Origin of the sequence: Mesorhizobium sp. M0028, from assembly GCF_040323855.1 — a bacterium.
Lineage (GTDB): Bacteria > Pseudomonadota > Alphaproteobacteria > Rhizobiales > Rhizobiaceae > Mesorhizobium.
In genome coordinates this window covers 1-25,703 of sequence record NZ_JAMYVG010000023.1, presented here as the reverse complement: position 1 = coordinate 25,703, position 25,703 = coordinate 1, and the positions used below count along the sequence as shown (strand labels likewise).

The window sequence follows — 25,703 nt, the reverse complement described above, 5'->3', positions numbered from 1 at the left end:
AATAACTGGTCTTACGCTGTCCGCCACATCGGAATGATCGAGGCGGCCAGCAGCAAGCCAAGCACGGCGTTGAGGATGCGCCACTGCCGCTCGGTTCGCAGCAACCGGGCGAGCAGCGTGCCCGCCACGCACCACGCCGCCAGCGATAGCGCCGCGGCAAGGCCGAAGACCGTGCCGAGCAGCAAGGCGAGCTGCAGTGGCCCGCTGGCGAGCGCGGCAAAAGATGCCGCCGCTCCCAGCCCCATGGCCCAGCCCTTTGGGTTCATCCATTGCAGGCCGGCGCCGCCCAAAAAGCTGTTCGGCTTTGCCATGGTCACGTTCAGATTGGGCGGGCCGCTGCGGCCGATCTTGAGGGCAAGCCATACCAGATAGAGGGTGCCGGCTATTTTCATTGCCAGTTGCAAAGAAGGGGCGGCGGCCAGCAGACCGGCGAGCCCGGCAGCACCTGCCGCAGCCACCGTGGCCAGGCCGGCCGCACTTCCGGCCATCAGCGGGATAGAGCGGCGAAAGCCGAACTGCGCGCCGGACGCCGTCGACAAGGTCGTGGCCATGCCGGGCGTTGAGGTTGAGACCAGCGCGAACAGGACGAGGGGAAGGACGGTTTCAAGCATGCTGCTTCCTTTGAAGCCTGCACGGTAGGTCTTTTGGCTCATCAGTAAATGCAATGTTTGCAATGGTTGCTATTAAGAAGCATAATAGTCAGATGGCTCGCAATCTCGATACCGCCTTGATCCGAACCTTCGTCACCGTTGCGGATAAGGCAAGCATGACGGCAGCGGCCAACGCGCTGCATTTGACCCAAGGCGCCGTCAGCCAACATATCAAGCGCTTGGAAGAGGTTCTTGGCTGCAGCCTGTTCGAGCGCGACCGGCGTGCATTGCGGTTGACCCGCTCCGGCGAGCGATTGCTCGGCAAGGGCAAGCGCCTGCTTTCCCTCAATGACGAGATCCTGGCGGAGATGGCGGGCGATGCGGTTGCCGGTCAGGTGCGGCTTGGCGTGCCGTATGACCTTGTCGGCACCTTGCTTGCGCCGGTGCTCAAGGCCTATGCCGAGGCGTATCCGCAGGTCGAGATTTCGCTGATCTGTGCTTCGTCGCCGGAGTTGGCTGCGGCCTTGGCGGCCGGCACGATAGAGCTCGCGGTGATCGAGGAGCCGATCGGTCGGTCGGCCGGCGAATGCCTTGTTGTCGACCGGCTAGTTTGGGTCGGCGCCAAAGGCGGCGGGGCTCGCAGCAAGCGCCCCCTGCCGGTTTCGATGGTGGCCGAGACCTGCGCGTTCCGCCCGGTGGTGCTGGAGGCGCTTAACGAGCACGGCCTGGAATGGCGCACCGTATTCGAAAACGGCAGCATCGACGCGACGACGGCGACGGTGCGTTCGGACTTGGCCGTCACCACCTGGTTGGCGTCGACCGTGCCTGCCGACCTCGATATTTTGGCCAACGATCCGGAACTGCCGTCGCTGCCGAATTTTTCGATCAATCTGCATTTGCCGAAGCACGGCCTTGCGCCGGCTGCACTGGCGTTCGCGGGCCACCTCCGCGATGGGTTGGCACGGCGACGGGAGGCGGCTTAGAAAACAGCAAAAAGGACGGCCAGTGTTCAGCCGTCCTTGATCGCCTCGGCAGCCTCTATTTCCAGTTCTTGCGCCGCTCGATCTCGGCTTCGGACGGCTGCTCCGTGGCAAAGGACCCGGTCTTGATCTCGCCGGAGCGTTCATAGCTCGCGATGATGACACCGGTGGTCGATGCCTGCGAGCGGGTCAGCTTGAAGGCGGCAGGTATTGTGCCGCTGCCGAACAGTTTTTTGCCCTTGCCCAGCACCAGCGGGAAAATCAGCAGGCTGATCTCGTCGATCAGGTCATTGGCGAGCAAGGTCTGGATCAGCTCGCTCGATCCCTGAATGAGCAGGTCCGGGCCGTCCTCCTGCTTCATCCGGCGCAATGTCGCCACGACGTCGCTGCCGAGCGGCTGGCTGTTTTGCCAGGACAGCGTATCTGGCCTGTGCGTCGCCACATATTTGGTGACGGCGTTGAAGCTGTCGGCGATCGGGTCATTCTTCTGATAAGGCCAGTGGGCGGCGAAGATGTCGTAGGTTTTGCGGCCGAGAAGCAGCGCGAACGGTTTTGAAAACGTCTCGCCCATGGCGGCGCCCATCACATCGTCCCAGTAGTGGAACGTCCAGCCGCCGAACTTGAAGCCGCCGACCGGGTCCTCGTGCGGGCCGCCGGGCGCTTGCATGACGCCGTCGAGGCTGACGAATGTTGCGGCGATGATCTTCCTCATTGGAGCTCCCTTTCCCTGATCCGTGCCGTCATGGCCGGACTTCGAGCCAAGGACGGGCGAACGGACATTTGTCCGACAGCGGCCGGCAAATTTCCAGGGCTGGAAGGGCGGATGACTGCCGACCTTAGTTGCGTCAGTTTGGAGCAGACGCTCAGCCCAGACCGACGACCGTATCGTAGAGCAGCTTGAAGTTGAGCACCAGGATGAGGGCGGCAACCACCCAGGCCAGCACGGCGACGGCGCGGGAAATGGCGAAATTGCCCATTTTGCGCTTGTCCGAGACGAACTGCACCAGCGGGACGACCGCGAAGGGAAGCTGCATCGACAGGATCACCTGGCTGAAGACCAGCAACTGGCCGGTGCCCTTCTCGCCATAGAGGGCGGTGACGACCACCACCGGGATGATGGCGATGCCGCGCGTCAGCAGGCGGCGCGCCCATTGCGGGATGCGCAGCCGCAAGAAGCCTTCCATCACGATCTGGCCGGCCAGCGTCGCCGTCACCGTCGAGTTCAGGCCGGAGGCAAGCAGCGCCACGGCAAACAGAATGGAAGCAATGCCGAGGCCGAGTAGCGGCGACAGCAGCTCGAAGGCCTGGCCGATCTCGGCGACGTCATGATGACCGGTGCCGTGGAACGCCACCGCCGACACGATCAGGATGGAAGCATTGACGAACAGCGCCAGTATCAGCGCGATGGTCGAGTCGGTCGTCGCCCATTTGATGGCGTCGCGCTTGCCGCGATCGGTGCGCTCGTAGGCGCGGGTCTGCACGATCGAGGAGTGCAAATAGAGATTGTGCGGCATCACCGTGGCGCCGATGATGCCGATGGCAATGTAAAGCATCGCCGGATTGGTGACGATCTCGGACGACGGCACGAACATGGCGTGCAGGATGGAGCCGACCGGCGGCGCGGCGGCAAAGATCTGAATGGCGAAGCAGCCGAAGATGATAATCAAAAGCGCTATGATGAAGGCCTCGAGGAAACGGAAGCCCTTGTTCATCAGCAACAACAGCAGGAAGGCATCGAGCGCGGTGATGATGGCGCCGCCGATCAGCGGAATCCCGAACAGCAGTTGCAAGGCGATCGCCGTGCCAATGACCTCGGCCAGGTCGCACGCTATGATGGCCAGTTCGCAAGCGACCCACAGCATGAAATTGACCGGCCGCGGGTAATAGGCGCGGCACGCCTGCGCAAGGTCACGGCCGGTGGCGATGCCGAGCCGGGCGGCGAGCGCCTGCAGCAGGATCGCCATCAGGTTCGACAACATGATAATGAATAGCAGCGTGTAACCGAACTGGGCACCGCCGGCGAGGTCGGTCGCCCAATTGCCCGGATCCATGTAGCCGACCGAAACCATGTAGCCCGGCCCCACGAAGGCGAACAGCCGGCGAAGCCAGATCCCCGAGTGCGGCACCGCGATCGTTGCGTTGACTTCGCGAAGGCTGGGCTGCTCGTCGTCTTCCGGGCGGGCAAATCGCCACATGGATCGGGGGGCTGAGGTGGCTTCGGCTTCCGACATGAAATGGCTTTCCACTGGAACGATCGATGTTGTCTCCTTATCTATGCCACGGCTGAACATTATGCAATATGCTATATTTCATTGTTTGTGCTTTTTCGTGTGCCCACTTGACGGTGCGACCGGAACGGCAGTGAACGCCGGTTGCGCCGGCCACCGAATGGAAATAAACGGCCAGAACCAATAGGGTTCCGTGTTATGACTGCAATGCCGATTCAAACTGCCGGGAGGAGCGCGTATTGGCGCTGAAGAAAAGACCGGTTCCTCGCGAAAAGCCGCTGCCTGACGCAGAAATCCACTCGGAAGGGTTCCGGCAGACGCGTGAAGCGCGCCGCAGCGCGCTGGTCGAGGATTATGTCGAGCTCATCGCCGACCTGATCGAGGACGGCAACGAGGCGCGCCAGGTCGACATCGCGGCACGGCTCGGCGTCGCCCAGCCGACGGTGGCGAAAATGCTGACGCGGCTGTGCGCCGACGGGCTGGTCTCCCGGAAACCCTATCGCGGCGTGTTCCTGACCGATGCCGGGCGGAAGGTTGCGGAAGAGAGCCGCATTCGCCACCAGACGGTCGAGGCTTTCCTGCGCTCGCTCGGCGTCAGCGCCGAGACGGCGCGGATCGACGCCGAAGGCATCGAGCACCATGTCAGCGCCGAGACGCTCGAAGCCTTTCGCAAGGCAATAATCGCCGCCCGCTGATTGATCGAAGCGATATGCAGTGCGACTGACCTGCTCACTCATTCGTATCCTGCACCCAGTTGCGCGGGTGACCATCGACGCGAAACTGAAAGATGAAATAGGGTGGGATGCAAGTGCCCTTGCCGGGCTTTGCTTCCGGCAGATCGTCAAAACCGGCGGTGCAGATATAGTCCTCGCGGCAGGGATGGGCCTTGTCGCAAGCACGCAGGCCAGCGGTCTTGGTGAATTCCCTGGTGCAGAATTTGTGGTCCTTGCCGGAGCCTACGCAGTCGTTGAAGCCGGTCTTGGCGAGGCGGCCGCAGCTTGCCTCGTCGGGCAGCTTTTCGCAGGTCGCCTTGCGCAGCATGCCGCCGGGAAAGCCGCCAGTCTTCTGCTCGGGATTGTCGTAACGCTGGCGCGCCGCGCCATAGCCGGCGAGCTTTATCGGCGGTTTTCTGTCCCTGGCCGGGTCGATGGCGCAGGCCTTCGCGGTTGCCGGTGACAGACGGCAATATTGGTCGTTGCCCCATTTCGACATCCTGATCTCGCCGAACTCCACCGGATCGCCGACCGCGGTGCCGGCCTCGCTGACGCAGGTACCAAAGCCCGGATGGATGGCGCTCTCGTGGACCCCGGCGCAACGCAGGCCTTTGTCGCAGGTCCAGTCTACGAAACTTGGGTCGGTGCCGCGATAGCAGGTCGAGCCCCATCCATTGTAGAGATCGGTGCCTTTCAGCGCTTCGGCGTATTTTGCCTCCTGACGGCCGGCAAAGCCGCGGCTGAAATCCGGGTGTCTGCCAGCGGCGAACGACTCGACAATGGCGCGGCGGCGCGGCAGGTCGGCAAAAAACACAGCCGAGCCCGGCACGAACACCGCGTTGCGGCGCGGTTCGCTGGCCGGGTCGGCGCCGGTGTAATGGAACCCGGCGATGCCGTGCGTCTGGTGACAGCCGGTGCAGGTCATCTCGTTGAGGCGCAGATTGAAGCCGGCCACCGATTTGACGGTGCGAAGCGTATTGCCCTTTGCGACATAGTCCTTGAGCGCTTTGTCGATAGCATCGTCGTCGAGCAGCCCAAAAGCCAAATTGTTTTGCGACCGGCTCATACCGCCGGGTGCCACCGAAACCGCGGTGGTCGCGAGGAATTTTTCGTCGATCACCAGGCGGCCACGGTCGAGATCATAGATGTTGCGATCGGTGAGCAGCCATCTTTCGAAGGTTTGCCTGTCGGCCAGCACCAGCTTGCGGTCGATCTGGTTCTCCATTTTCGCTTCCTGGAAAATGGCTTTGGCCGGGTCCCACTTGAATATCTTCAACAGATACTCAGCGTGGCCGCCGAAATCGCGCCGGCTCGAAGCCGATAGGCGCACGACCTGCATGTTGAGCTCGAGCCGCATGATCTGCGAAGAATTCAACATCGCGCTGGAAAGCGGGCCTTCTTCCGAGCGCAGCCAGGCCGCCAGTTGATCCGGCTCCAGATTCTTCTGCCCGGCGACAAGCCAGCGCTTCGCCACGTCCGCGCAGGAACCGTTAGCCGAGCGCGGACGGTCCTTCGAGGCGCGAATCTGTGCCGAAGCCGGTATGGCGTTGAAGACCAGGCTCAGGGTCAGCGGCAGGCGCGACGAGATGCGTTGCCCAGGCTTCTCCTCGACCGAATAGTGGAAGCGGTAGATCAGCCTGATCTCGCCGCATTCGGTGTGGCCGAGATAGCCGCGATCCATGCGATTGACGATGCCGGTCAGGTCCAGCGTCGAACCGTCGTCGTCGATGTATTTCGGATTGAACTTCTGGGTGATGTCTTTCGAGTTTGCCAGAGCGGTTACATAGGAGTCGGGGCTGTTCCTTGGTTCGTCTACGATCTGCTGTTTGACGGCGTTGCGGACCGGGCTCAGCGCGCGCACCGAAAACAGCCCGCGATTGTCGACGTCGCGTGTCAGTCCGAGCGCTGGCCCAAGCAGACGGCTGATCGATAGCCCGCCGCGCTCGAGCGCCTGCAAGGTCTCGGGATCGGTGATTGCGACACTGGAATCGAGAGTGACGGCGCTGGCCGGCACGGGGCCTAGGCAAGACAATGCCGCAAACAGCAACAGAACCCGCCCGATCATCCGCAAGCGCCCCCTCGCTTCCACAGCCACGGTGGATGCTACAGACCTTGCGACGTCTAAGCCAGAGCAGACCCGCGTCAGCCGGCATTGCTTATTAGCGCGAAAAATACTGTGACTTGGCGTAACCATTGGGATAATTGTTTGCTGGGTTGGAACCGGCCAGGACATCGGCGGGTTGATTGCAAACATGCATCACGGGGGTTGCCATGCTCTGGAAGGGCCGTCGTCAGAGTGACAATGTCGAGGACGAGCGCGGCCAGAGCGGCGGGCTTGGCGGCGGGCCGGGGCAGTTTCGCATCCCGATCGGAGGTCGCGCCGGCGGCGGCGGCATGTCGGGCATCATCATCGTAGGATTGATTTTCCTGGCAGGGTGGTATTTCGGCTTCGACCCGAGTCAGATCCTCGATAACAGCGGCTTGCAGCCCGGCGGCGGCGGCCAGATCACCGACAATAGCGGCGAGCAAGGCGGCGGTACCGGTGCGCCGGCCTCCGACGAGATGAAGCAGTTCGTGTCGACCGTGCTGGCCGAGACCGAGGATACCTGGACTGGTATTTTCCAGTCCGAGGGCCTGACCTATCAAGATCCAAAACTGGTCCTGTTCAGCGGCCAGATTCGCTCCGCCTGCGGTTCGGCCTCGTCAGCGGCCGGACCATTCTACTGTCCCAACGATCGCAAGGTCTATCTCGATACCACCTTCTTCCAGCAACTCGATCAGCAGTTCGGTGCCTCGGGCGATTTCGCACAGGCCTATGTTATTGCGCATGAGGTCGGCCATCACGTGCAGAACCTCGTCGGCATCCTGCCCAAATTCAACCAGATGCGGCAGAATATGAGCGAGGCCGACGCCAACCACATGTCGGTGCAGGTCGAGCTGCAGGCCGACTGCTTTGCCGGCATCTGGGCACATTTCACCGGCCAGAAGGGCATTTTGGAACAGGGCGACATGGCGGAGGCATTGAACGCCGCAAAGCAGATCGGCGACGACACGCTGCAGAAGAAGATGCAGGGCTACGTCGTGCCGGAAAGCTTCAACCACGGCACGTCGCAGCAGCGGCAGGCCTGGCTGGCGCGAGGCTTCCAGAACGGCAAGCTTTCGGACTGCGACACGTTCAACAATCCGATCTGAGCCGACGGTTTTCTCGCGAATCCGAGAGACTGGATAGCAGTCAGGGGATGTCAGGATGAAAACACCCTGCCCGTTCCCTCATTGTTCGCAGCGATGTGTTCGCCTATAAGGTGCGTTCGCCTTCGCCCCGGGCGGCCCGAGGAGATACCATCATGATAGACCCCAAAACCGCCAGGCGGGGCCTTGCGCTTGTTTTCACCACCCTGCTGCTCGACATCATCGGCTTCGGCATCATCATGCCGGTGCTGCCGGCCTATCTCAGAGAATTGACCGGCGTCGGCATCAGTGAGGCGGCTATCGAGGGCGGCTGGCTGTTCTTCGCCTATGCGGCGATGCAGTTCATTTTCGCACCAGTGATGGGCGGGTTGAGCGACCGGTTCGGACGACGGCCGATTCTGCTCGCCTCCGTGCTGACGTTTTCCATCGACAATCTGATCTGTGCCATCGCCTGGTCCTATCCGATGCTGTTCATCGGGCGTGTGCTGGCCGGCATTTCCGGCGCCAGCTATTCCACGACATCGGCATTCATCGCCGATATCTCGACCGACGAGAACCGTGCGAAGAATTTCGGCCTGCTTGGCATCGCTTTCGGCGTCGGCTTCGTCATCGGGCCGGTTCTGGGCGGGTTGCTCGGCACGTTCGGGCCGCGCGTGCCATTCTATTTCGCTGCCGGGCTTGCCTTCGTAAACTTTTTGATCGCGCTGTTTCTGTTGCCGGAAACGCTTGATAGCAAGCATCGTCGCCGCTTCGAGTGGAAACGCGCGAACCCGGTCGGCACGCTCGTCCAGATGCGCAACTACGAAGGCATCGGCTGGATCGGGCTTGTCTTCTTTCTGATGACGCTGGGGCACATGATGTATCCTGCGGTCTGGTCGTTCGTCTCCAGTTATCGCTATGGCTGGAGCGAACAACAGATCGGCTTCTCGCTCGGTGCCTTCGGCCTGTGCGGGGCTATCGTCATGGCGACGGTCCTGCCGCGCGTGATCCCCAAGCTCGGTGAGTGGAAGACGGCGGTAATCGGTCTGGCATTTACGGCACTCAGCGCCTTCGGCTACGCATTCGCGTCGCAAGGCTGGATGATCTATGCAGTGATCGTCGTCGGCTGCCTCGAGGCGTTGGCCGATCCGCCGCTCAGGAGCCTTGCCGCCGCCAAGGTGCCGCCTTCGGCACAAGGCGAACTCCAGGGCGCGATGACGTCGATCTTCTCGATCACCTCGATCATCACGCCGCTGCTTTATACGGCGATCTTTTCCTGGTTCACGGGGCCGAACGCGCCCGTGACCTTCGGCGGCGCACCCTACCTGCTCGGCGCGATTTTCCTGACGCTGGCGCTCATCGTCTTCGTCACGAAAGTAGCCAAGCCGGCGGCGCTCAGAAACGTCACGTCCGGCGTTGCTGAAGACGGAGCACAGATATGAGCCATGACGGCCGCATCGCCCTGACCAAGGACGGGCTGTGGAGACAGATCCGGCCAACGAAATGCCCGTCACACTGGTTCTTCGACCGGTTTTAATGGCTTCATTGAAAAAAGGCGATAGGAATGAGGGCAACAACGCAACTCCGGTAATCGCGCAGTCCGGCCTCGAGGCATTCGCGCCGCATTTTGTAACTCTGACCATTCGAACTCCCGCCCTAGTTTACGTCAGAAGCAACAAACGCGGGGCCTGGATCGAAGACGAGAGGAGAGCAACATGTTGAACCGGATACTTCATCGCGCGGCGCTCATGGCTGTGGCTGTCTGCGCGGTGCTCGTTGTAGTGGCGGCTCATGCGGCGCCTGCTGGACGGGCAGGTCAGGTGCCCCCCGGGTTCACCTCGGCCAAAGCCGCGGTGAACGGCAGCAGCATGCACTACCTGCGTGGCGGGCACGGACCAGCCCTTATCCTGGTGCATGGATTTCCGGAAGATTGGAACGAATACCAGGCCGTCATGCCGAGACTGGCGCAACGCTTCACCGTCGTTGCCGTCGACCTGCCTGGCATAGGCCGCTCGGAGCCTGCCAGGGGCGGCTATGAAGCCGCCAATCTTGCGGCGCAGATCCATGGGCTTGCCGACGCTCTGCATCTGGAAAAACCCTATGTGGTGGGTCACGACCTTGGCGGCATCGTCACCTATGCCTATCTCAGGCGCTTTCCCGACACGCTGCGCGGTGCGATGATCCTCGATGTTCCGATGCCCGGCATCGACGGCTGGGACAAGGCGATATCAGGCACGTGGCATATCGGTTTCATCCAGGCGCCCGGCGGCCTCGCCGAAAAGGTGGTTCCCGGTCGGCAGGCCGCCGTGCTTGGCTGGTTCCTCGACTTCGGCAAATTCACCAGGCAGGAACGCAAATACTATTTTCGCATCTATCGAGCGCCTCAACTGCATGCCGCGTTCGAGATCTACCGCGCCTTCCCCAGCGATGCCGAATGGAACGCCGCCCAGACGGCGCCGAGCACCGTTCCGCTCGTCATCGCCTTCGGCCAGAAGTCCCCCTTTGTTGCGCTGCTGCCGACCTTCCTCGCCGGCTACCGCGCCAAGGGCATGAGCCATGTCGAGCGCGCCGAGATCCCCGATGCGAGCCACTATGTGCTGGCCGACAATCCTGATGCGGTTGCCGAACTGATCGAGAAGCGGGCCGGGGCCGGCGCGCCATGACCGGGATCAGCTAAAACCAAGGGAGAAGAAGCCGCAAACCAGTGTAGCATCACCTGGTGCTCAATCCATTCGCTTGGAATGTCGAGCGCCTTGACCAGCATTGCACCTGTCTGCGCCGATGGTTTGCGGCGATTGGACCCCAGGTCCGACAGAAAACCCTGGCTGACGCCGATCATGGCCGCCAAATCGGCTTGCGTCAGCCGCCGCCGGTTGCGCAGCGCCTTGAGCCGGCTGGAGCCCGCAAGATGTCCATGGTCACGTCCGCGGGCAGTGCCTTTTCCGCTCGGAGATCGGCCTTACGCTCGTCGTAGATCGCCGCATCGGCAGCGTCTTCCAGAGCTTCTTCGGCGGCACGCAAAAGGATCTCGTAGTCCCCTTGGGATAGCGACCAGCTCCTCACCGGTTGGGGTCTTGATGATTTGCGGGGCGTTCATGGTGTTCTGTCCTACTATGGCCGACGGGTAGGTTGTCGTTTCGCGTTTGCCGACATAGACCGCAAGGATCGTGGCGCGGTCTTCGTCAAACATGACTCGGTAGCGACCGATCCGAAGTCTGTAACCTTCCCTGCCGACGAGGCGCTTGGTATCTCCGCGACCGCCGACTGCGTAAGAAATCAGACTTTCTGAGACCTGCTCGCGGACGTCCGGAGGCAAGTTGTCCAGATCACGCGCCGCCGATATGTTATAGCTGATGCATCGGCTTGGTCAGCGCTCGGCCAGTGCCGGTTCGCCACGCTTTTCGCGGATCAGGTTGACGAAGCGGCGGAACAGATAGTGCGAATCCTGCGGGCCGGGCGAGGCTTCCGGATGATGCTGGACCGAGAAGACCGGCTTGCCGGTGAGCGCGATGCCGCAATTCGAACCATCGAATAGCGAGACATGGGTTTCCTCGACGCCGCTCGGCAATGAGTCGGCGTCGACGGCAAAGCCGTGGTTCATCGAGACGATCTCGACTTTGCCGGTGGTGTGGTCCTTGACCGGATGATTAGCGCCGTGGTGGCCCAGATGCATTTTTGCGGTCTTGCCGCCCAGCGCCAGCGCCAGCATCTGGTGGCCGAGGCAGATGCCGAACAGCGGGATATCGGTCTTCAACAGATCCTGGATGACCGGAACGGCGTAGTGGCCGGTGGCTTCCGGATCGCCGGGGCCGTTGGATAGAAAGATGCCATCGGGCCGCATCGCCAGGATCTCCTCGGCGCCGGTCTTGGCCGGCACCACGGTGACCCTGGCGCCGAGGCCGGCAAGCAGGCGCAATATGTTGCGCTTGACGCCATAATCGATGGCAACGACGTGCATCGACGGGTCGGCCTGTTCGCCAAAGCCCTCGTTCCAGGCCCAGGGTGTCTCGCGCCAGACCGAGGATTGGCCGGAGGTGACCTCCTTGGCCAGATCAAGCCCGATAAGCCCCGACCATGCGGCGGCGCGGCGCTTGAGGTCTTCGATGTCGAAGATACCGTCTGGGGCGTGCGCGATAACGGCATTGGGCATGCCCTTTTCGCGGATCAGCGCGGTCAGCGCGCGCGTGTCGATGCCCGAAAGTGCAACGATGCCGCGCTTCTTCAGCCACTGGTCGAGACCGGTTCCGGCGCGGTAATTCGACGGGTTGGTGACATCGGCCTTGAACACGGCGCCGACGGCGCCGGCGCGGGCCAGCGGATTGAGATCCTCGATGTCTTCGTTATTGGTGCCGATATTGCCGATATGCGGAAAGGTGAAAGTGACGATCTGGCCGGCATAGGAGGGGTCGGTGAGGATCTCCTGATAGCCGGTCAGCGCGGTGTTGAAGCAGACCTCGGCAACGGCGGAGCCGGAAGCGCCCAGACCACGGCCCTCGATGACGGTGCCGTCGGCCAGCACCAGCAGGGCGGTCGGCTTCTCGGTGGCCCAAGGGGGGGTCGATGCGGCGGTCATCGTTGCCATGGCGGCACTCCTAAAGGCTGCGCTCCTCAATCGGCGCAACAAAAAGCGCGAAGCGGCAATCTCACAGCCTCGGCGCGCTGCATGTCGTTGCCCCAAAACCGCTACGCACTTTTGGGCGACGTGCACTAGAATTCAATTCATGCAAGGCACAGTACATAGGGGAAGGCGCCAAGGCGGTCAATGATGCCGCGCCGTACGTGCCTGGATTTATTTCGTCGAACAATATCAGGGATTTGCCGGACAGACTTGAATTTGCCTTGGGCTTTCGGCACGGCTATTGTCCGCCGCATTCGAAGGAGAAAGCACCATGCGAGGCAAAATCGCCGAATCCCTGAAGAGCGCGATGAAGGCACAGGACAAGCGCCGGCTGCCGACATTGCGGCTGATCCAGGCGGCCATTCATGATCGCGACATCGCCAATCGCGGCGCCGGCAAGGAGCCGGCCAGCGACGACGAGATCCTGCAGATCCTGGCCAAGATGGTGAAGCAGCGCGAGGAATCGGCCAAGGCGTTCGATGACGGCAAGCGGCCGGAACTTGCCGCGCAGGAGCGCGACGAGATGGCGATCATCCGCGACTTCCTGCCGACGCAACTGGGCCAGGCCGAGACGGAAAGCGCCGTCCGTTCCGCTATCGCCGAGACAGGTGCCAGCGGCGTCAAGGAGATGGGCAAGGTGATGGCGGCGCTCAAGGAGAAATATGCTGGCCAGATGGATTTCTCCAAGGCGAGCGGCATCGTCAAGAGCCTGCTTCAGTAGGGATTTTTCCCGCCTTAGCGGTGCTCATGAGACTCGAAGAGACCATCGCGAGGAGCCAGGCTAGGAGCGGGCGGAGCGGACGGCAGTTCGCACCGACATGTTCATCGCCACGGCCGCGCGAATGAACCTGTATGTTCGACGTCTGGCGTCTCACGACGGCATCGATGCGGCGAGCTTTTTGCTTGTTAGGCCTCGTGCCGATGCCGGGCGGCAACCTCTCAAGTCGAGGAGGAACCTTCCTCCCTCCGGACACGTTTGCGAGAAGATCATGCGAAAATGGAGCTTCGATTTGGCGGCGCGTTTGTTGAATATTGTCGGTGCGGCCACGAGTGCCGGCGCCTATTCGCCGGGTCAGGAACAGGCCCCCGCGGCCTTTCGGCGAAATGGGCTCGCAGAAGCGATCACGAACCGAGGCAGATCCATCAGGGATCGTGGCGATGTTGCATCGTTCCGATGGCGACCGGACCCTTCGCGGTCGCAGGCTATGAACCTGGAAGCAGTGCGCGACGCCTGTGAGTTGGTCGCAAGCCACGTAGCGACGGCGATCGCAGCGCAGGAAGACGTGCTTGTTTTAGGTGGCGATTGTACTGTGGAACTGGGGACGGTCGCCGGGGCGAATGCGGCCGGCGCGCGGATCGGACTCGTTTACATTGACTTCGACGCCGATCTCAACACACCTGACACGAGCGACGGCGCCTTGGACTGGACCGGCGTCGCCCATCTGCTCAATATCCATGGATGCGAGCCTTCGCTCGCGAGGCTCGGCCCGACCCGCCCGATGCTCGTGCCTCAGCAACTCCTCTATTTCGGCATCGAGAACATCACCCCGCCCGAAGCGGCCGTGATCGGAAATCACGCGATCAAGATCATATCGCGTGAGGAAGCTTTGAGTGACATCGAGGCGGCGTCGGCGCGCGCGGCCGAATGGGCGGCGCGCTTTGACTGCGTGCTTATCCACTTCGATGTCGATGTGCTCTCCTTTATCGATTTTCCGATTGCGGAGAATGTGCGCCGTTGCGACGGTCTCAAACTGGAGCAAGTCGCCTTTGTGCTAAAGCAACTGACAGCCCTGCCGCAATGGCGCGGCCTGACCATCACAGAAGTTAATCCGGCCCATGCGCCAGACGAGTCCGCAGCATTCGCACGCTTGAATGAGATGCTTGCAGACGCCCTTGGATAGTTCGAGATCCATCTCACGGTCGTTCGCGGGCAATTGGCCGGCTTGCCTCATCCAAGCGGAGCCAGCCTTATGCGCCCGGTCGCAATCATTGCGCGACATGGGCGCAATGCGGAAAACTTGGGAATTACGGTCGATGGCGGGGCAGTTTTGTCGTAGTCGCTACAGCCGCAAGCCCGCCTTTGAGGGCCGACAGCCAAAAGCTCGCGCTCATGATCGAACTCGTCAAACCGGCGTTTGAACACCTGCCGTCCTACAAGGCGGCCCTCGAGCGCGGCTGGTCGCCGGACAATGTGCGGCTGCTCGACGCGACGCGCGAGCAGCTTGCGGCTATCGAAAAGGATCCAGCGACTTTCCTTGCCGATCTCGACGATCCTGATGGCAAGGGACCGCCGATCGTCTTGCCGGACGGTTCGACGGTGCCGCGGCTGCCTGGATTTCGGCGCTGGATCTGGGACGGGGAAGTCTCAGGCTCGATCGGCTTGCGCTGGCAGCCCGGAACCGCGGCGCTGCCATCGCACGTGCTCGGCCACATCGGCTATGCGGTGGTGCCGTGGAAACGGGGATGCGGCTATGCGACGGAGGCGCTGCGGCTGATGCTGGAGGAGGCGAGGGCGGTTGGCCTGCCCTTCGTCGAAATCACCTGCAAGCCTCACAATGTGCCCTCGCAGAAGGTCGTTCTGGCCAATGGCGGCGGGCTCGTCGGGCGTTTCTTCGAGGATGCTTCCTATGGCGGCGCGGAAAGCCTGCGTTACCGGATCGATCTGTAGCCCTATTCGGCGGCAGCCGGCAGCGGCGGCGCCGCCCGGCTCCGCCATTCCCAGACATGCGAGGCAAGCGCAACCGCGACCGCGACCAGCATGGCGATCGCGCCAACCACCGGCAAGCTGCGATAGCCATAGCCGGCATTGAGCATCGCCGCGCCGAGCGATGCGGCGAGCGCGATGCCGACATTGAAGCCTGACGGAATGAGCGACGAGGCGAGATTGGAGGCGTCCGCGGTCCAGGTCAGGATGCGGGTCTGGATCGGCGTGCCGATGGCGAAGTTGAGGCCGCCCCAGACGAAGATCGCCATCACCATCGGCAGTGGGTAAGGACTGACGGCGTAGATCGAGGCGAGCATCGCCGCCTGCAGGAATAGCATTGCGATGAGCGACGGCATCAGCTTCCAGTCGGCGAGGCGCCCGCCGACGAAGACGCCGATTGTAGCGCCGACACCGTTGAGCAGGAGCACCCAAGGTATCCATTTCTCGTCGAGGCCGGTGACCTCAAGCAGCGTCGGCGTGATGTAGGTGAACAGGCCGAACTGGCCGATCATCAGCATCAGCATCATGATGAGCGAGGTCCAGACCTGCTGGCGTGCGAGCACGCGTACCTCGCTGCCAAGGCTGACGGACGGGCTCGACGATCCTGTCTTGCGCGGCAGCAGGGCGCCGATGGCGGCGAAGGCCACCACGCCGAGAGCGCACATCACCCAGAATGTCGCACGCCATCCCCAGATGTTGCCGATTGCCGTGCCGGCCGGAACGCCGATGACATTCGATACGGTGAGGCCGGACAGGATCAGCGCCACCGCCATGCCGCGCTGGTCTTCGCGCACGAGGCCGACGGCCACCACCATGGCAACGCCGAAATAGGCGCCGTGTGCCACGGCCACCGCAATCCGCAACAGCAGCATCGAGGCGAAGTCGGGCGCCAGCGCGCAGGCCGCCTGGCCGATGGTAAAGGCTGCAGTCAGTCCAAGCAGCAGGGCCTTGCGGGAGAACCTTTTGGTGGCGAGCGCCAGCAGCGGGCCGCCGACTGCAATGCCGCCGGCATAGCCGGAAACGAGATAGCCGGCGGTCGGGATCGCGACGCCAAGGCCATCCGCCACCTGCGGCAGCACGCCGGCGATGACGAATTCGGTGGTGCCGAAGGCGAAGGCGGCAATGAACAGGGCAATGAGGGGAAGCATGGCGGGAAGGCGATCCTCGGATAAGGTGACCTCAAACCACGGATAAGGGCACCGGGCAATTCAGAAATTGGCGACGCCGCTTTAGATTTTCTTTGTCACCGGTCAGGTGCCGGCCGCGGCGGCAAGAGCTACGCGGCCGCCTTCCTTCCGTAAGGAATTTTCAGCCACGCCCGCTCATGAAGGTAGTAGAGCAGCGACTTGGTGACGACCTCAGTCAGGCCGATGGCCGCAGCGAGCTTGATGCTTCCCGTCACGACGAGCGAAATGATCATCGTGTCGATGGTACCGGTGACACGCCAGGAAAGCGCCTTGGCGAAGCTGCGAGAATGGGTGTCCATCGACTTTCCTTCCGGTAGATCTGGCGATCTTTAGCCGACAGACAGGAGGTGGCGCAAAGGTAATTTTGCGCATTGGCTCACAGCATAGGCGAGCTTCTGAAGCTACCGGCCTGTGGACGCAATCTATCCGGCCTTCAGCCGCGAACCGGTTAGCAGGCCGCGTTCCTCAAGCACGGGATAGGCCATCGAGGCGAGCAGCGAGTTGATCTGCTTGAGGTCGCGAATGGTGTCGAGATGGATGGAGCTGGTCTCGACGCTCTTGGCGGTGCCGTCGCGCAGCCGCACGAAATGGCTCTGGCTGGTTTCCTTCTCGCGGTCGCGCAGCCGGTCCTTTTCCAGCACCAACTGGCGAGCGGTCTCCGGATCGCGGGACACCAGGACGTTGAAGGCTAGCCTGGCATTGGCAAGCACCAGGGCATGGAAGGCGCAAAGCTCGCGCCAGCCTTCCGGCGTGAACTCCAGTCCGCGCTCGAATTTCTTCTTCACATGGACCAGCATGTTGCGCACGATGATGTCGCCGACCTGCTCCAGCTTGACGCAGGCGCCGATCAACTCCTGGCAACGCAGGGCCTCGTCCTCGCTCAGCGGGTTCTTGGTGACCTTGGCGAGATAGAGCTTGATCGCCGCGTGCTTCCTGTCGACACGGTCGTCGAGCGCGGCCAGCGCACTGATCTTGTCGGCGTCGGCGCTCTCATAGAGTTCGATGATCCGTTTCAGCATGATCTCGACCGTCTCGCAGACCCGCACTACCTCGCGGGTGGCATTGGCGAGTGCTTGGCTCGGCACGTCGAGCGCACTTTCGTTGAGCGCCGAAAGCTCGATGACGTCGAGCGCGTTGGCGGGCTGGGGCCTGGTGCCCAGCGCCACGATCTTTTCCGAGGCACGATAGACCAGGCGCGCCAGCGGCAGGCCGGCGATCAGGATCAGGATGTTGAAGACGATGTGGGCATTGACGATCTGCTCGGGCACGGTGCTGCCCAAGAAGGCGACTGGCGGCTTGAACGTCAGGAACAGGATCAGCATGATCAGAGAGCCCATGCCGCGCATCAGGAGATTGCCGATCGGCACGATGCGAACGCCGGGTTCTGCGTTGCGGGTTAGAAGCGGCGCGATGATCGAAGAGCCGAGATTGACGCCGAGCACCAGCACGATGCCGAGTTCGGGCGGGATGAAACCGCGGCCGGCGAGCGTCACCATAAGCAGCACCGCGGCGATCGAGGAATGGAACAGCCAGGTGACCAACGCCGCCAGAAGGTAGGCGGTGACCGGATCGCCGGAGAAGTAATCGACGATGAGCGGCATCAGCGTGCTCTGGCGCAGCGGCTCCGACGCCTGGCCGATCATCTCCAGCGACAGAAGCAGCAGGCCGATGCCGACCAGGATGCGGCCGAACTGGCGCCAGTCGCGCCGCTCGGTGGCCATGAACATGACGGTGCCGGCGACCAGGCAGACCGGTACCAGCAGCGACAGATCGAAGGTAAGCAGCTTGACCACCAGCGCCGAGCCGATCTCGGCACCGCGCACCGCAAGCTGGCCCGACATGCCGCTGACAATGCCGGAGCCGGCGAATGAGCCGACTAGCAAGGTAACGGCGGTCGAGCTTTGCAGCGCGACCGCCAGGCCGCAGCCGGCCAGAACCGCCATGAAGGGATTGCGCATGGTGGCGCGCAGTTTGTGGCGCAGCACATCGCCATAGGCGCGCTCGACGCCGGTCTTCACCAAACGGGTAGCAAACAGCATCAGTGCCACCGCACCGGCAAGGTGCAGCAAAACGACGGAGCCACTCATGCCAGGCCCCGCAACGCGACAGGTGCCAGCGACGCGGGCGCGGTGAAGTCAAAGGGGCAACAGTGGGCGCAAATCGTGGACATTGCAGAGGTTGATATTACTCCGATTTATTTTAGCCGAATAATAAATTTTGCCCGGTTCGGACGAGTGTTGCCCCGCGACGGGGCGTGTCGGAAATGGATGGCCGGCAAAATGGTTGCATTGCCCGCGGAGTTGCGGAGGGTCATGCGTCCGTGCTCGGACAGCCGCTTTAAAGGTAGTGCTGAATTAGGCGTGCTAAATGTGGGAAATCATTACGAAAACGTAATCTCTGCGTTCAGTTTCGGTTCATCCTTCCGGCTCTATTCCAGAGGCATCGACAACCAAGGAGTACCCGCTATGAAACGCATCGTTCTTTCCGCCATTGCCTTCTCGATGCTGGGTGCAACGGCCTTGCAGGGCCAGGCTGCACCATTGAACCCACCAAACGCACCGCAATCGAGTTATAGCCAGGTCGACAGGCAAAAGCCCGGCAATGTCGACGTGAACAAGCATGTCGAGGTGAACAAGCGCGTCGTAGTGACGAAAAAGATCGTGGTGAAGCGCAGCCATTGGCGCAACGGCCAGAGATATTCCAGCTGGAAGCGTCACCAGCCGATCCGCGACTATCGCCACTACGGCTTGCGCCGTCCCGGTCCCGGCCAGGAGTGGATCCGGGTCGGCAACGACTATCTGCTGGTCAGCAACCTCTCGGGCCTGATCTTCGGCGCTATCGCCGCGCAGTAGGTGCGGAACGGCTGACCGGCGCTGCGCCGGATTAGATCGAGAAGGCGGCCCGCAGGCCGCCTTCTCTTTTTGGCCTGTGAAAACCGGGTATGGTTCCGCATTAGGAGTCGTCGGGCTTGGCCCGTGTGATTATATGGAGGCCAAACGAGCTGTCCCTCATGCGCTTTCCGCCTGCTTTCCTCGACGAGATCCGCGACCGCGTGCCGATTTCTTCGGTGATCGGCCAGCGCGTCGCGTGGGACAGGAAAAAGACAAACGCGCCGCGCGGTGATTATTGGGCGTGCTGTCCGTTCCATGGCGAGAAGAGCCCGTCCTTCCATTGCGAGGACAAGAAGGGCCGCTATCACTGTTTCGGCTGCTCGGTTTCGGGCGACCATTTCAAGTTCTTGACCGAACTCGACGGGATGAGCTTTCCCGAGGCCGTCGAGAAGATCGCCGACATGGCCGGCGTGCCGATGCCGGTTCGCGACGCCGATGAGGAACGGCGCGAAAAGGAACGCGCCAGCCTGACCGATGTCATGGAGATGGCGACGGTGTTCTTCCAGGAACGGCTGCAGGGACCGGAAGGCGCAAAGGCCCGCGCCTATCTGCGCGACCGGGGACTGACACCGGCGACGCAGCAGTCCTTCCGCCTCGGCTATGCGCCCGACAGCCGCAACGCGCTGAAGGAGCATCTTGCCGCCAAGGGCGTCCCCAAGGCCGACATCGAGGCGTGCGGGCTGGTGCGCCATGGCGACGACGTCCCGGTTTCCTACGATTGGTTCCGCGACCGCATTATATTCCCGATCCCGGATTCCAGGGGCAAGATCATCGCCTTCGGCGGGCGGGCGCTAGCGCCGGATGCGCTGGCCAAATATATGAACTCGCCCGATACGGAGCTCTTCCACAAGGGCAACGTGCTCTACAATTTCGCTCGTGCACGCCAAGTGCTGGGAAAGGGGGCGCTGGGAAAGGGGGCGCTGGCCAAGGGCGGCACGGTCATTGCCGTCGAAGGCTACATGGATGTGATCGCGCTGGCGCAGGCCGGCTTCGAAAACGTGGTGGCGCCGCTCGGCACCGCATTGACTGAAAACCAGCTCGAACTTCTATGGCGCATGGCCGGCGAGCCGGTGCTGTGCTTCGACGGCGACCACGCCGGGTTGAAGGCAGCATGGCGCGCCGCCGACATGGCGCTGCCGGCGGTCCAGGCGGGCCGCTCGGTTCGCTTCGCCCTGCTGCCGGAGGGCAAGGATCCCGACGATCTGGTCAAGGGTGACGGACCGGATGCGTTCCGCGCCGTGCTTTCCGAGGCGCGGCCGCTGGCCGACCTCTTGTGGATGCGCGAGACGGCCGGCGGCATCTTCGACACGCCGGAACGGCGAGCCGAGCTCGAAAAGACGCTGCGCGAACTGACCAGCCGTATCCGCGACGAGAGCCTTCGCTATCACTACCAACAGGAAATGCGCGAGCGGGTGCAGAGCTTCTTCGGTGCCCAGCGCGGACGCCAGGGGCGTCAGGACGGACGGCCCGGCGAACGTTTCCAGGGCAAGGGTTCAGCACCCGGCGGACAGTTTGCGCGCGGCGGCAATGCCGGTGGGCGCACCGCGATCACCGAAAGCCTCGGTCGCTCGGCGTTGGTCAAGCGCGGCGGCGAGGGCATGTCGGTACGCGAGGCGACGATCATTGCCGCCCTCGTCAACCATCCCGTGCTGATCGACGAGAATTTCGCCCATGTCGAGTTCCTCGATCTCGCCAACTCCGATCTGAAGCGGCTGCATGCGGCGATCCTCGACGCCATGGCGCATGATATGGCCAATGACCGCGACGCGGTGATCGCGACGATCGAGCGGGCCGGCTGCGGCGAGATCTGGCAGCGTGCGGTGGCGCTGATCAAACGTGCGCGGCAATGGCCGGCGCTGGAAACGGCGGCACTCGACGATGCCCGCGATGCGTTCAGCCAGGCCCTCCACTTGCAGCGCAGCGCGCGCACCTTACATAAGGAGCTGAAGCAGGCGGAAGCAGCGCTCGCCAGCGACCCCACGGACGAAAACTACCGGCACCTGGTCGAAATCCAGGCGCAATTTCGTGATGTGCAGGCAACGGAAGCGCTGATCGAAGGGTTTGGCGTATCGTCGGGCAGGGCTGGGCGCGTTTAGATCGAAGCCCCCAGAAGACTGAATGTAAGGACGTGCTTGCGCGTTGAATCAAGCGTGCGGTGCTCTAAGTCGGGTAATTGATTCGCTTTTTTCATGCGAATCATGCGAGAGGCGCTTGACCTTCCGGCAGAATGGCGGAATCAGGTCGATTCGAAACGTTAACCCGCCCCGGCATCGACGGGAATGCAGCGATGTAAGGTACTGATCACTGGACAGGCAGTCAGCTTGCCACAGATATCAGGGTTAATCTGGACTTAACGAGAGATGCAGTTACTGGCCCGGTAAAGCGCGTTCTGGAAAGAGCGCATCCAATTTGACCGGACCGGCAGCTTACGCGGCTTTGATACTCAGCCGCTTGGAGAAAATAAAGACTATGGCGACAAAAGAAAAGGAAGAAGTCGAGACCGAACGCGAGGCCGCGACCGATGGCCCTCTGCTCGACCTTTCCGACGATGCTGTCAAGAAGATGATCAAGGCCGCCAAGAAGCGCGGTTATGTCACCATGGACGAGCTGAATTCGGTGCTGCCCTCGGAGGAAGTGACCTCCGAGCAGATCGAGGACACGATGGCCATGCTTTCCGACATGGGCATCAACGTGGTCGAGGACGACGAGCAGGGCGAGGAGCCCGAAGCCGCCGACACCGCCGCTGACGCCGAGGAAGACGCCAACGAGCTGGCCGAGCAGACCGGCACCGCCGTCGCCGCCACCACGACCAAGAAAGAGCCGACCGACCGCACCGACGATCCGGTCCGCATGTATCTGCGCGAGATGGGCTCAGTCGAGCTTCTGTCGCGCGAGGGCGAAATCGCGATCGCCAAACGCATCGAGGCCGGCCGCGAGACGATGATCGCGGGCCTGTGCGAAAGCCCGCTGACTTTCCAGGCCATCATCATCTGGCGTGACGAGCTCAACGAATCGAAGATCCTGCTGCGCGAGATCATCGATCTTGAAGCGACCTATGCCGGGCCGGAGGCCAAGCAGGCGCCGGTTGTCGAGCGTATCGAGGAAGCCAAGACCGAGGAAAAGTCGCGCCGTTCGCGCGAGGACGAGGACGACATTACCAATGTCGGCGGCGACACGCGTGGCCTGGTGGACGACGACGAGGAAGACGATGACGAGGCGAGCCTGTCGCTGGCGGCGATGGAAGCGGAACTGCGCCCGCAGGTGATGGAGACGCTCGACGTCATTGCCGACACCTACAAGAAACTGCGCAAGCTGCAGGACCAGCAGGTCGAGAACCGGCTGGCTGCCGCGGGCACGCTGTCGCCCAGCCAGGACCGCCGGCTGAAGGAATTGAAGGACCAGCTGATCAAGGCGGTGAAGTCGCTGTCCTTGAACACGGCGCGCATCGAGGCGCTGGTCGAGCAGCTCTACGACATCAACAAGCGCCTGGTGCAGAACGAAGGCAAGCTGCTCAGGCTGGCCGAAAGCTATGGCGTGCGCCGCGAGGAATTCCTCAAGGAATATCAGGGCTCGGAGCTCGATCCCAACTGGACGCGCTCGATCGGCAATCTGACCTCGCGCGGCTGGAAGGAATTCACCAAGAACGAGAAGGACGCCATCCGCGACCTGCGCGCCGAGATCCAGAACCTCGCCACCGAGACGGCGATTTCGATCCTGGAATTCCGCAAGATCGTCAACCAGGTGCAGAAGGGCGAGCGCGAAGCCGCGATCGCCAAGAAGGAAATGGTCGAGGCCAATCTGCGCCTCGTCATCTCCATCGCCAAGAAATATACCAATCGCGGCCTGCAGTTCCTCGACCTGATCCAGGAAGGCAATATCGGCCTGATGAAGGCGGTCGACAAATTCGAATACCGCCGCGGCTACAAGTTCTCGACCTACGCGACGTGGTGGATCCGGCAGGCGATCACCCGTTCGATCGCCGACCAGGCGCGCACCATCCGCATTCCGGTGCACATGATCGAAACGATCAACAAGATCGTGCGCACCTCGCGCCAGATGCTGCATGAGATCGGCCGTGAGCCGACGCCGGAAGAACTGGCGGAAAAGCTCGCCATGCCGCTGGAAAAAGTGCGCAAGGTGCTGAAGATCGCCAAGGAGCCGATCTCGCTCGAAACGCCGGTCGGCGACGAGGAGGATTCGCATCTTGGCGACTTCATCGAGGACAAGATGGCGATCCTGCCGATCGACGCGGCGATCCAGGCCAATCTGCGCGAGACGACGACGCGCGTGCTGGCCTCGCTGACGCCGCGCGAAGAGCGCGTGCTCAGAATGCGCTTCGGCATCGGCATGAACACCGACCACACGCTTGAAGAGGTCGGCCAGCAGTTCTCGGTCACCCGCGAGCGCATCCGCCAGATCGAAGCCAAGGCGCTGCGCAAGCTCAAGCACCCGAGCCGGTCGCGCAAGCTCAGAAGCTTCCTCGACAGCTGAGGATTTTTAGGTGGGCGCGACCTACGGAACCGTCAGCATAAAGGGGCCAACGCAAGAAGCGTTGGTCAACTGGCTGAGGACGAAGACCATCGACGCCTTCGTCACAACCGAACAGAATGGTTGGACCACTTTCTCCGACCGTTACACAGACCAGCTCGACCCGCGCTGGATTGAATCCTTGCTTCAGAGCCTGACCCTCGATCTGACCTGCGTCGGCATCGCGATTACCGTCTATGATGAGGAACAGCTAAACCTCTGGGCGGCAAAGCACGGTGTTCTCCAATCGCGCTACAATTCCTGTCCGGGCATGGAGATGAGTGACCCTGACGATGAGGACATGCGTCCTCGGCTGGAAGACGCTCCCGCCTTGCTGGCTATGATCGGCAAGCAGGCCGCGCCTGACGATTTGCTTCAGATATTGGGAATGGATGGAGCGAAAGAGTACATGGCTCCGCTCGACCTCCATGAGGAACTCGCCGCCTATCTGGGACTTCCGGAAAATTCTGTTGGCCTTGGCCACAGATACATTCTGAAGGACAAAATCGATCTGTCAGAGCAGGGCTTGATCAGGACGGTCGATAGCTGACGTCGTGCTCGAGCATGCTCGGAACCGTCTTAGGAGCTGACACTCAAGAATGACTGAACGAGTCAGAGGGCGCCATCCGGCGCCTTTTTAATTTTATCGTCCGGCCGTTTGTTCTTGCGGTGCACCGGGTGTGGGAGGATAATTCCGCGACGGACGCATTCTCTGGGCGACAAACCCGGATGCCCGCCCCGGCGGTTGGACGCCGTGCTCCGTGGCACCGGAGGGAGGTGTGCCATGACAACTTACATCGTGCTGATCAACTGGACCGAGCAAGGCGCCAAAAATGTGCGCGAATCGCCGAAGCGGCTCGATGCCGCCAAGAAGCTGCTGGGAGACATGGGCGGGTCCTTCAAGGCATTTTATCTCACTATGGGGGATTGCGACATGGTGGCCGTGCTCGAAGCGCCCGACGATGCTGTCCTGGCTCGTTTCTCGCTGATGCTGGCGACGGGCGGAAACGTCAGGACGCGGACACTCAAGGCTTTCCCCGAGGATGCCTATCGCGAGATCATCACCTCGCTCGGCTGAGCCGCGGCGCCTGAAGCGCGTCGCGCTGAACGGCCCTTGCGACGCGCTTTAAGCTCTTCTTTTTATGCATGTCGTTATCGTAAAACCGCTGCGTACCCTTTGGGCGACCTGGATCAGCGAAGCCGGCCGTTCCGCCGGTATCGTGTCACGTTGCGGCGCAACGGCATTTCTCGGATAATCCGTGCGTGTCCTCTGGTGCCGTTTCGAAACATGGCCAAGCCTCTGCTGACAGTCTGGTACAATACGCGCTGTCCGGTCTGCGATGCCGGCATCAGCCGGCAGAAGCGGCGGCTGATCGAGGCGGTTAAGGCCGGGCGGATCGAATTTCGCGACATCAATGCCGAACCGGCGGCGCTGGCCGGGTACGGCATCGGCCTGGAGGACATCCGGCGCCGGCTGCATGCGATCGACGCCGACGGCAAATTGCTGGTCGGCGCCGATGTTGCCATTGCTGTATGGCGCACGACGCCCGGCGAAGGCTGGCTCGCAACGCTGTTCGGCAATCCCGGCGCACTGCCGTTGACGCGCTATGGCTATGATCGCTTTGCCGATCTGCTCTATGCCTGGAACCGGCGCAAAGGCCGCTGGTAACGGGTATTATTCGCTCCGCACCGAAACGTCCGGAGATTGTTTCCGGGCCTTTCGCGTGCCCTGCTATCGAGCCACGGGCTCGCAAAGCCAGCCAACGATGCGGCGCACCGCCGGAGTTGTGTGCGTCAAGTTCTGCAAAATGGCGTGGCATTGCGGTGACGTCGGCGTGTCCGCCGCGCAGCCCCCGTGTTTAGCGGAGCGGCGGACACATGACGGTGCTCAGGCGGCCAAGGCCCTCAGGCTCTCCTTCTTGTGCTCGCGCAGATGATCCATGTTGAGGTAGCGGGTCGCCTCGAGCCAGTTCTCGTGGATCTCCACCGCCAATGCCCGAACCAGCCGCAGACAGCTCCGCGGGTTGGGGAAGATGCGAACGACCAGGGTGCGCCGCTTGATCTCCTGGTTCAGCCGCTCCAGCATGTTCGTCGACT

25 protein-coding genes are annotated in these 25,703 nt (G+C 62.2%); 14 read left to right on the top strand and 11 right to left on the bottom strand.

Annotated elements, in window-relative coordinates; genetic code table 11:
- Window positions 1-11: 11 nt before the first annotated feature.
- Entirely contained in the window at window positions 12-611 is a 600-nt protein-coding gene (locus NKJ93_RS28235; protein WP_352494934.1) for a LysE family translocator, read from the bottom strand.
- Window positions 612-703: 92 nt separating this feature from the next.
- On the opposite strand from NKJ93_RS28235, the gene NKJ93_RS28230 reads away from it, so the two are divergent.
- A complete protein-coding gene (locus NKJ93_RS28230; RefSeq protein WP_352592404.1) occupies window positions 704-1,573 on the top strand; it encodes a LysR family transcriptional regulator in 870 nt (289 codons plus the stop codon).
- Between the two features lie 55 nt (window positions 1,574-1,628).
- On the opposite strand, the gene NKJ93_RS28225 is transcribed toward NKJ93_RS28230, so the two are convergent.
- Both NKJ93_RS28225 and NKJ93_RS28220 read right to left on the bottom strand, forming a co-directional pair.
- A complete protein-coding gene (locus tag NKJ93_RS28225) occupies window positions 1,629-2,282 on the bottom strand; it encodes a dihydrofolate reductase family protein (protein ID WP_352592401.1) in 654 nt (217 codons plus the stop codon).
- A 151-nt stretch (window positions 2,283-2,433) separates the two neighbouring features.
- A complete protein-coding gene (locus NKJ93_RS28220) occupies window positions 2,434-3,801 on the bottom strand; it encodes an Nramp family divalent metal transporter (RefSeq protein ID WP_352483177.1) in 1,368 nt (455 codons plus the stop codon).
- Between the two features lie 236 nt (window positions 3,802-4,037).
- Here NKJ93_RS28220 and mntR point away from each other — a divergent pair, with 236 nt between their 5' ends.
- A complete protein-coding gene (gene mntR, locus NKJ93_RS28215) occupies window positions 4,038-4,493 on the top strand; it encodes a manganese-binding transcriptional regulator MntR (protein ID WP_023678308.1) in 456 nt (151 codons plus the stop codon).
- A gap of 34 nt (window positions 4,494-4,527) precedes the next feature.
- On the opposite strand, the gene NKJ93_RS28210 is transcribed toward mntR, so the two are convergent.
- The gene (locus NKJ93_RS28210) at window positions 4,528-6,576 is read right to left on the bottom strand and encodes a hypothetical protein (RefSeq protein WP_352592398.1); all 2,049 of its coding nucleotides are present in this window, start codon (window positions 6,574-6,576) and stop codon (window positions 4,528-4,530) included.
- A 206-nt stretch (window positions 6,577-6,782) separates the two neighbouring features.
- Between NKJ93_RS28210 and ypfJ the strand changes: the two genes are divergently transcribed.
- The 3 genes from ypfJ to NKJ93_RS28195 all read left to right on the top strand — a co-directional run bounded on the left by ypfJ (window position 6,783) and on the right by NKJ93_RS28195 (window position 10,342).
- Window positions 6,783-7,703, top strand: a complete 921-nt coding sequence (gene ypfJ, locus NKJ93_RS28205) for a KPN_02809 family neutral zinc metallopeptidase (RefSeq protein WP_023719351.1) — start codon at window positions 6,783-6,785, stop codon at window positions 7,701-7,703.
- A 152-nt stretch (window positions 7,704-7,855) separates the two neighbouring features.
- Complete coding sequence (locus NKJ93_RS28200) at window positions 7,856-9,121, top strand: TCR/Tet family MFS transporter (RefSeq protein ID WP_023719350.1); 1,266 nt, start codon at window positions 7,856-7,858, stop codon at window positions 9,119-9,121.
- A 273-nt stretch (window positions 9,122-9,394) separates the two neighbouring features.
- Window positions 9,395-10,342 (top strand): alpha/beta fold hydrolase, encoded by a 948-nt coding sequence (locus NKJ93_RS28195; protein ID WP_352592395.1) that lies wholly within the window; start codon window positions 9,395-9,397, stop codon window positions 10,340-10,342.
- Here NKJ93_RS28195 and NKJ93_RS28190 read toward each other — a convergent pair.
- The 3 genes from NKJ93_RS28190 to carA form a co-directional block, all read right to left on the bottom strand.
- Window positions 10,270-10,518 (bottom strand): helix-turn-helix domain-containing protein, encoded by a 249-nt coding sequence (locus tag NKJ93_RS28190; RefSeq protein WP_352592392.1) that lies wholly within the window; start codon window positions 10,516-10,518, stop codon window positions 10,270-10,272. The genes NKJ93_RS28195 and NKJ93_RS28190 overlap by 73 nt on opposite strands.
- Before the next feature lie 20 nt (window positions 10,519-10,538).
- Window positions 10,539-10,700, bottom strand: coding sequence for a hypothetical protein (locus NKJ93_RS28185; RefSeq protein ID WP_023719348.1), 162 nt, complete (start codon window positions 10,698-10,700; stop codon window positions 10,539-10,541).
- 346 nt (window positions 10,701-11,046) lie between these two features.
- Entirely contained in the window at window positions 11,047-12,261 is a 1,215-nt protein-coding gene (carA, locus tag NKJ93_RS28180; RefSeq protein WP_352592389.1) for a glutamine-hydrolyzing carbamoyl-phosphate synthase small subunit, read from the bottom strand.
- 307 nt (window positions 12,262-12,568) lie between these two features.
- On the opposite strand from carA, the gene NKJ93_RS28175 reads away from it, so the two are divergent.
- The 3 genes from NKJ93_RS28175 (at window position 12,569) to NKJ93_RS28165 (ending at window position 14,965) form a co-directional block, all read left to right on the top strand.
- Entirely contained in the window at window positions 12,569-13,018 is a 450-nt protein-coding gene (locus NKJ93_RS28175; RefSeq protein ID WP_023719346.1) for a GatB/YqeY domain-containing protein, read from the top strand.
- A gap of 97 nt (window positions 13,019-13,115) precedes the next feature.
- A complete protein-coding gene (locus NKJ93_RS28170) occupies window positions 13,116-14,198 on the top strand; it encodes an arginase family protein (RefSeq protein WP_352592386.1) in 1,083 nt (360 codons plus the stop codon).
- A 209-nt stretch (window positions 14,199-14,407) separates the two neighbouring features.
- Window positions 14,408-14,965, top strand: coding sequence for a GNAT family N-acetyltransferase (locus NKJ93_RS28165; RefSeq protein WP_023719344.1), 558 nt, complete (start codon window positions 14,408-14,410; stop codon window positions 14,963-14,965).
- Between the two features lie 2 nt (window positions 14,966-14,967).
- Here the strand turns inward: NKJ93_RS28165 and NKJ93_RS28160 are convergent, their stop codons facing one another.
- From NKJ93_RS28160 to NKJ93_RS28150, 3 genes are all read right to left on the bottom strand, one after another.
- Entirely contained in the window at window positions 14,968-16,149 is a 1,182-nt protein-coding gene (locus NKJ93_RS28160; protein WP_023719343.1) for an MFS transporter, read from the bottom strand.
- Window positions 16,150-16,277: 128 nt separating this feature from the next.
- On the bottom strand, window positions 16,278-16,487 hold the full coding sequence (locus tag NKJ93_RS28155; RefSeq protein ID WP_023678301.1) for a DUF2061 domain-containing protein: 210 nt from the start codon (window positions 16,485-16,487) through the stop codon (window positions 16,278-16,280).
- A gap of 123 nt (window positions 16,488-16,610) precedes the next feature.
- Window positions 16,611-18,275 carry a Na/Pi cotransporter family protein gene (locus NKJ93_RS28150; RefSeq protein WP_023719342.1) on the bottom strand — a complete coding sequence of 555 codons (1,665 nt, stop codon included), beginning with the start codon at window positions 18,273-18,275 and terminating at the stop codon, window positions 16,611-16,613.
- 378 nt (window positions 18,276-18,653) lie between these two features.
- Here NKJ93_RS28150 and NKJ93_RS28145 point away from each other — a divergent pair, with 378 nt between their 5' ends.
- From NKJ93_RS28145 to NKJ93_RS28120, 6 genes are all read left to right on the top strand, one after another.
- The gene (locus NKJ93_RS28145; protein ID WP_352592383.1) at window positions 18,654-19,040 is read left to right on the top strand and encodes an RcnB family protein; all 387 of its coding nucleotides are present in this window, start codon (window positions 18,654-18,656) and stop codon (window positions 19,038-19,040) included.
- Window positions 19,041-19,198: 158 nt separating this feature from the next.
- Window positions 19,199-21,175: a DNA primase gene (gene dnaG, locus NKJ93_RS28140; RefSeq protein ID WP_352592380.1), complete on the top strand. Its 1,977-nt coding sequence runs from the start codon at window positions 19,199-19,201 to the stop codon at window positions 21,173-21,175.
- A gap of 373 nt (window positions 21,176-21,548) precedes the next feature.
- A complete protein-coding gene (gene rpoD / locus NKJ93_RS28135) occupies window positions 21,549-23,570 on the top strand; it encodes an RNA polymerase sigma factor RpoD (protein WP_352592377.1) in 2,022 nt (673 codons plus the stop codon).
- Window positions 23,571-23,580: 10 nt separating this feature from the next.
- A complete protein-coding gene (locus NKJ93_RS28130) occupies window positions 23,581-24,156 on the top strand; it encodes a hypothetical protein (RefSeq protein WP_352491499.1) in 576 nt (191 codons plus the stop codon).
- A gap of 234 nt (window positions 24,157-24,390) precedes the next feature.
- Window positions 24,391-24,684, top strand: a complete 294-nt coding sequence (locus NKJ93_RS28125) for a GYD domain-containing protein (protein ID WP_292658752.1) — start codon at window positions 24,391-24,393, stop codon at window positions 24,682-24,684.
- A gap of 210 nt (window positions 24,685-24,894) precedes the next feature.
- Window positions 24,895-25,275, top strand: a complete 381-nt coding sequence (locus NKJ93_RS28120) for a thiol-disulfide oxidoreductase DCC family protein (protein WP_352491498.1) — start codon at window positions 24,895-24,897, stop codon at window positions 25,273-25,275.
- Between the two features lie 219 nt (window positions 25,276-25,494).
- Here the strand turns inward: NKJ93_RS28120 and NKJ93_RS28115 are convergent.
- On the bottom strand, window positions 25,495-25,703 hold a 209-nt coding region (locus NKJ93_RS28115), incomplete at its 5' end, for a transposase (protein WP_352495195.1).

Bases quoted from the DNA above. Each gene is read 5' to 3' on its own strand.
- ypfJ (WP_023719351.1), top strand. From the start codon at position 6,783: ATGCTCTGGAAGGGCCGTCGTCAGAGTGACAATGTCGAGGACGAGCGC.
- NKJ93_RS28195 (WP_352592395.1), top strand. From the start codon at position 9,395: ATGTTGAACCGGATACTTCATCGCGCGGCGCTCATGGCTGTGGCTGTC.
- NKJ93_RS28170 (WP_352592386.1), top strand. From the start codon at position 13,116: ATGTTCATCGCCACGGCCGCGCGAATGAACCTGTATGTTCGACGTCTG.
- NKJ93_RS28165 (WP_023719344.1), top strand. From the start codon at position 14,408: ATGATCGAACTCGTCAAACCGGCGTTTGAACACCTGCCGTCCTACAAG.
- NKJ93_RS28150 (WP_023719342.1), bottom strand. From the start codon at position 18,275: ATGAGTGGCTCCGTCGTTTTGCTGCACCTTGCCGGTGCGGTGGCACTG.
- NKJ93_RS28160 (WP_023719343.1), bottom strand. From the start codon at position 16,149: ATGCTTCCCCTCATTGCCCTGTTCATTGCCGCCTTCGCCTTCGGCACC.
- NKJ93_RS28145 (WP_352592383.1), top strand. From the start codon at position 18,654: ATGAAACGCATCGTTCTTTCCGCCATTGCCTTCTCGATGCTGGGTGCA.
- NKJ93_RS28230 (WP_352592404.1), top strand. From the start codon at position 704: ATGGCTCGCAATCTCGATACCGCCTTGATCCGAACCTTCGTCACCGTT.
- NKJ93_RS28225 (WP_352592401.1), bottom strand. From the start codon at position 2,282: ATGAGGAAGATCATCGCCGCAACATTCGTCAGCCTCGACGGCGTCATG.
- NKJ93_RS28210 (WP_352592398.1), bottom strand. From the start codon at position 6,576: ATGATCGGGCGGGTTCTGTTGCTGTTTGCGGCATTGTCTTGCCTAGGC.
- NKJ93_RS28200 (WP_023719350.1), top strand. From the start codon at position 7,856: ATGATAGACCCCAAAACCGCCAGGCGGGGCCTTGCGCTTGTTTTCACC.
- NKJ93_RS28120 (WP_352491498.1), top strand. From the start codon at position 24,895: ATGGCCAAGCCTCTGCTGACAGTCTGGTACAATACGCGCTGTCCGGTC.
- NKJ93_RS28175 (WP_023719346.1), top strand. From the start codon at position 12,569: ATGCGAGGCAAAATCGCCGAATCCCTGAAGAGCGCGATGAAGGCACAG.
- NKJ93_RS28155 (WP_023678301.1), bottom strand. From the start codon at position 16,487: ATGGACACCCATTCTCGCAGCTTCGCCAAGGCGCTTTCCTGGCGTGTC.
- carA (WP_352592389.1), bottom strand. From the start codon at position 12,261: ATGGCAACGATGACCGCCGCATCGACCCCCCCTTGGGCCACCGAGAAG.
- rpoD (WP_352592377.1), top strand. From the start codon at position 21,549: ATGGCGACAAAAGAAAAGGAAGAAGTCGAGACCGAACGCGAGGCCGCG.
- NKJ93_RS28235 (WP_352494934.1), bottom strand. From the start codon at position 611: ATGCTTGAAACCGTCCTTCCCCTCGTCCTGTTCGCGCTGGTCTCAACC.
- NKJ93_RS28125 (WP_292658752.1), top strand. From the start codon at position 24,391: ATGACAACTTACATCGTGCTGATCAACTGGACCGAGCAAGGCGCCAAA.
- dnaG (WP_352592380.1), top strand. From the start codon at position 19,199: ATGCGCTTTCCGCCTGCTTTCCTCGACGAGATCCGCGACCGCGTGCCG.
- NKJ93_RS28220 (WP_352483177.1), bottom strand. From the start codon at position 3,801: ATGTCGGAAGCCGAAGCCACCTCAGCCCCCCGATCCATGTGGCGATTT.
- NKJ93_RS28190 (WP_352592392.1), bottom strand. From the start codon at position 10,518: ATGATCGGCGTCAGCCAGGGTTTTCTGTCGGACCTGGGGTCCAATCGC.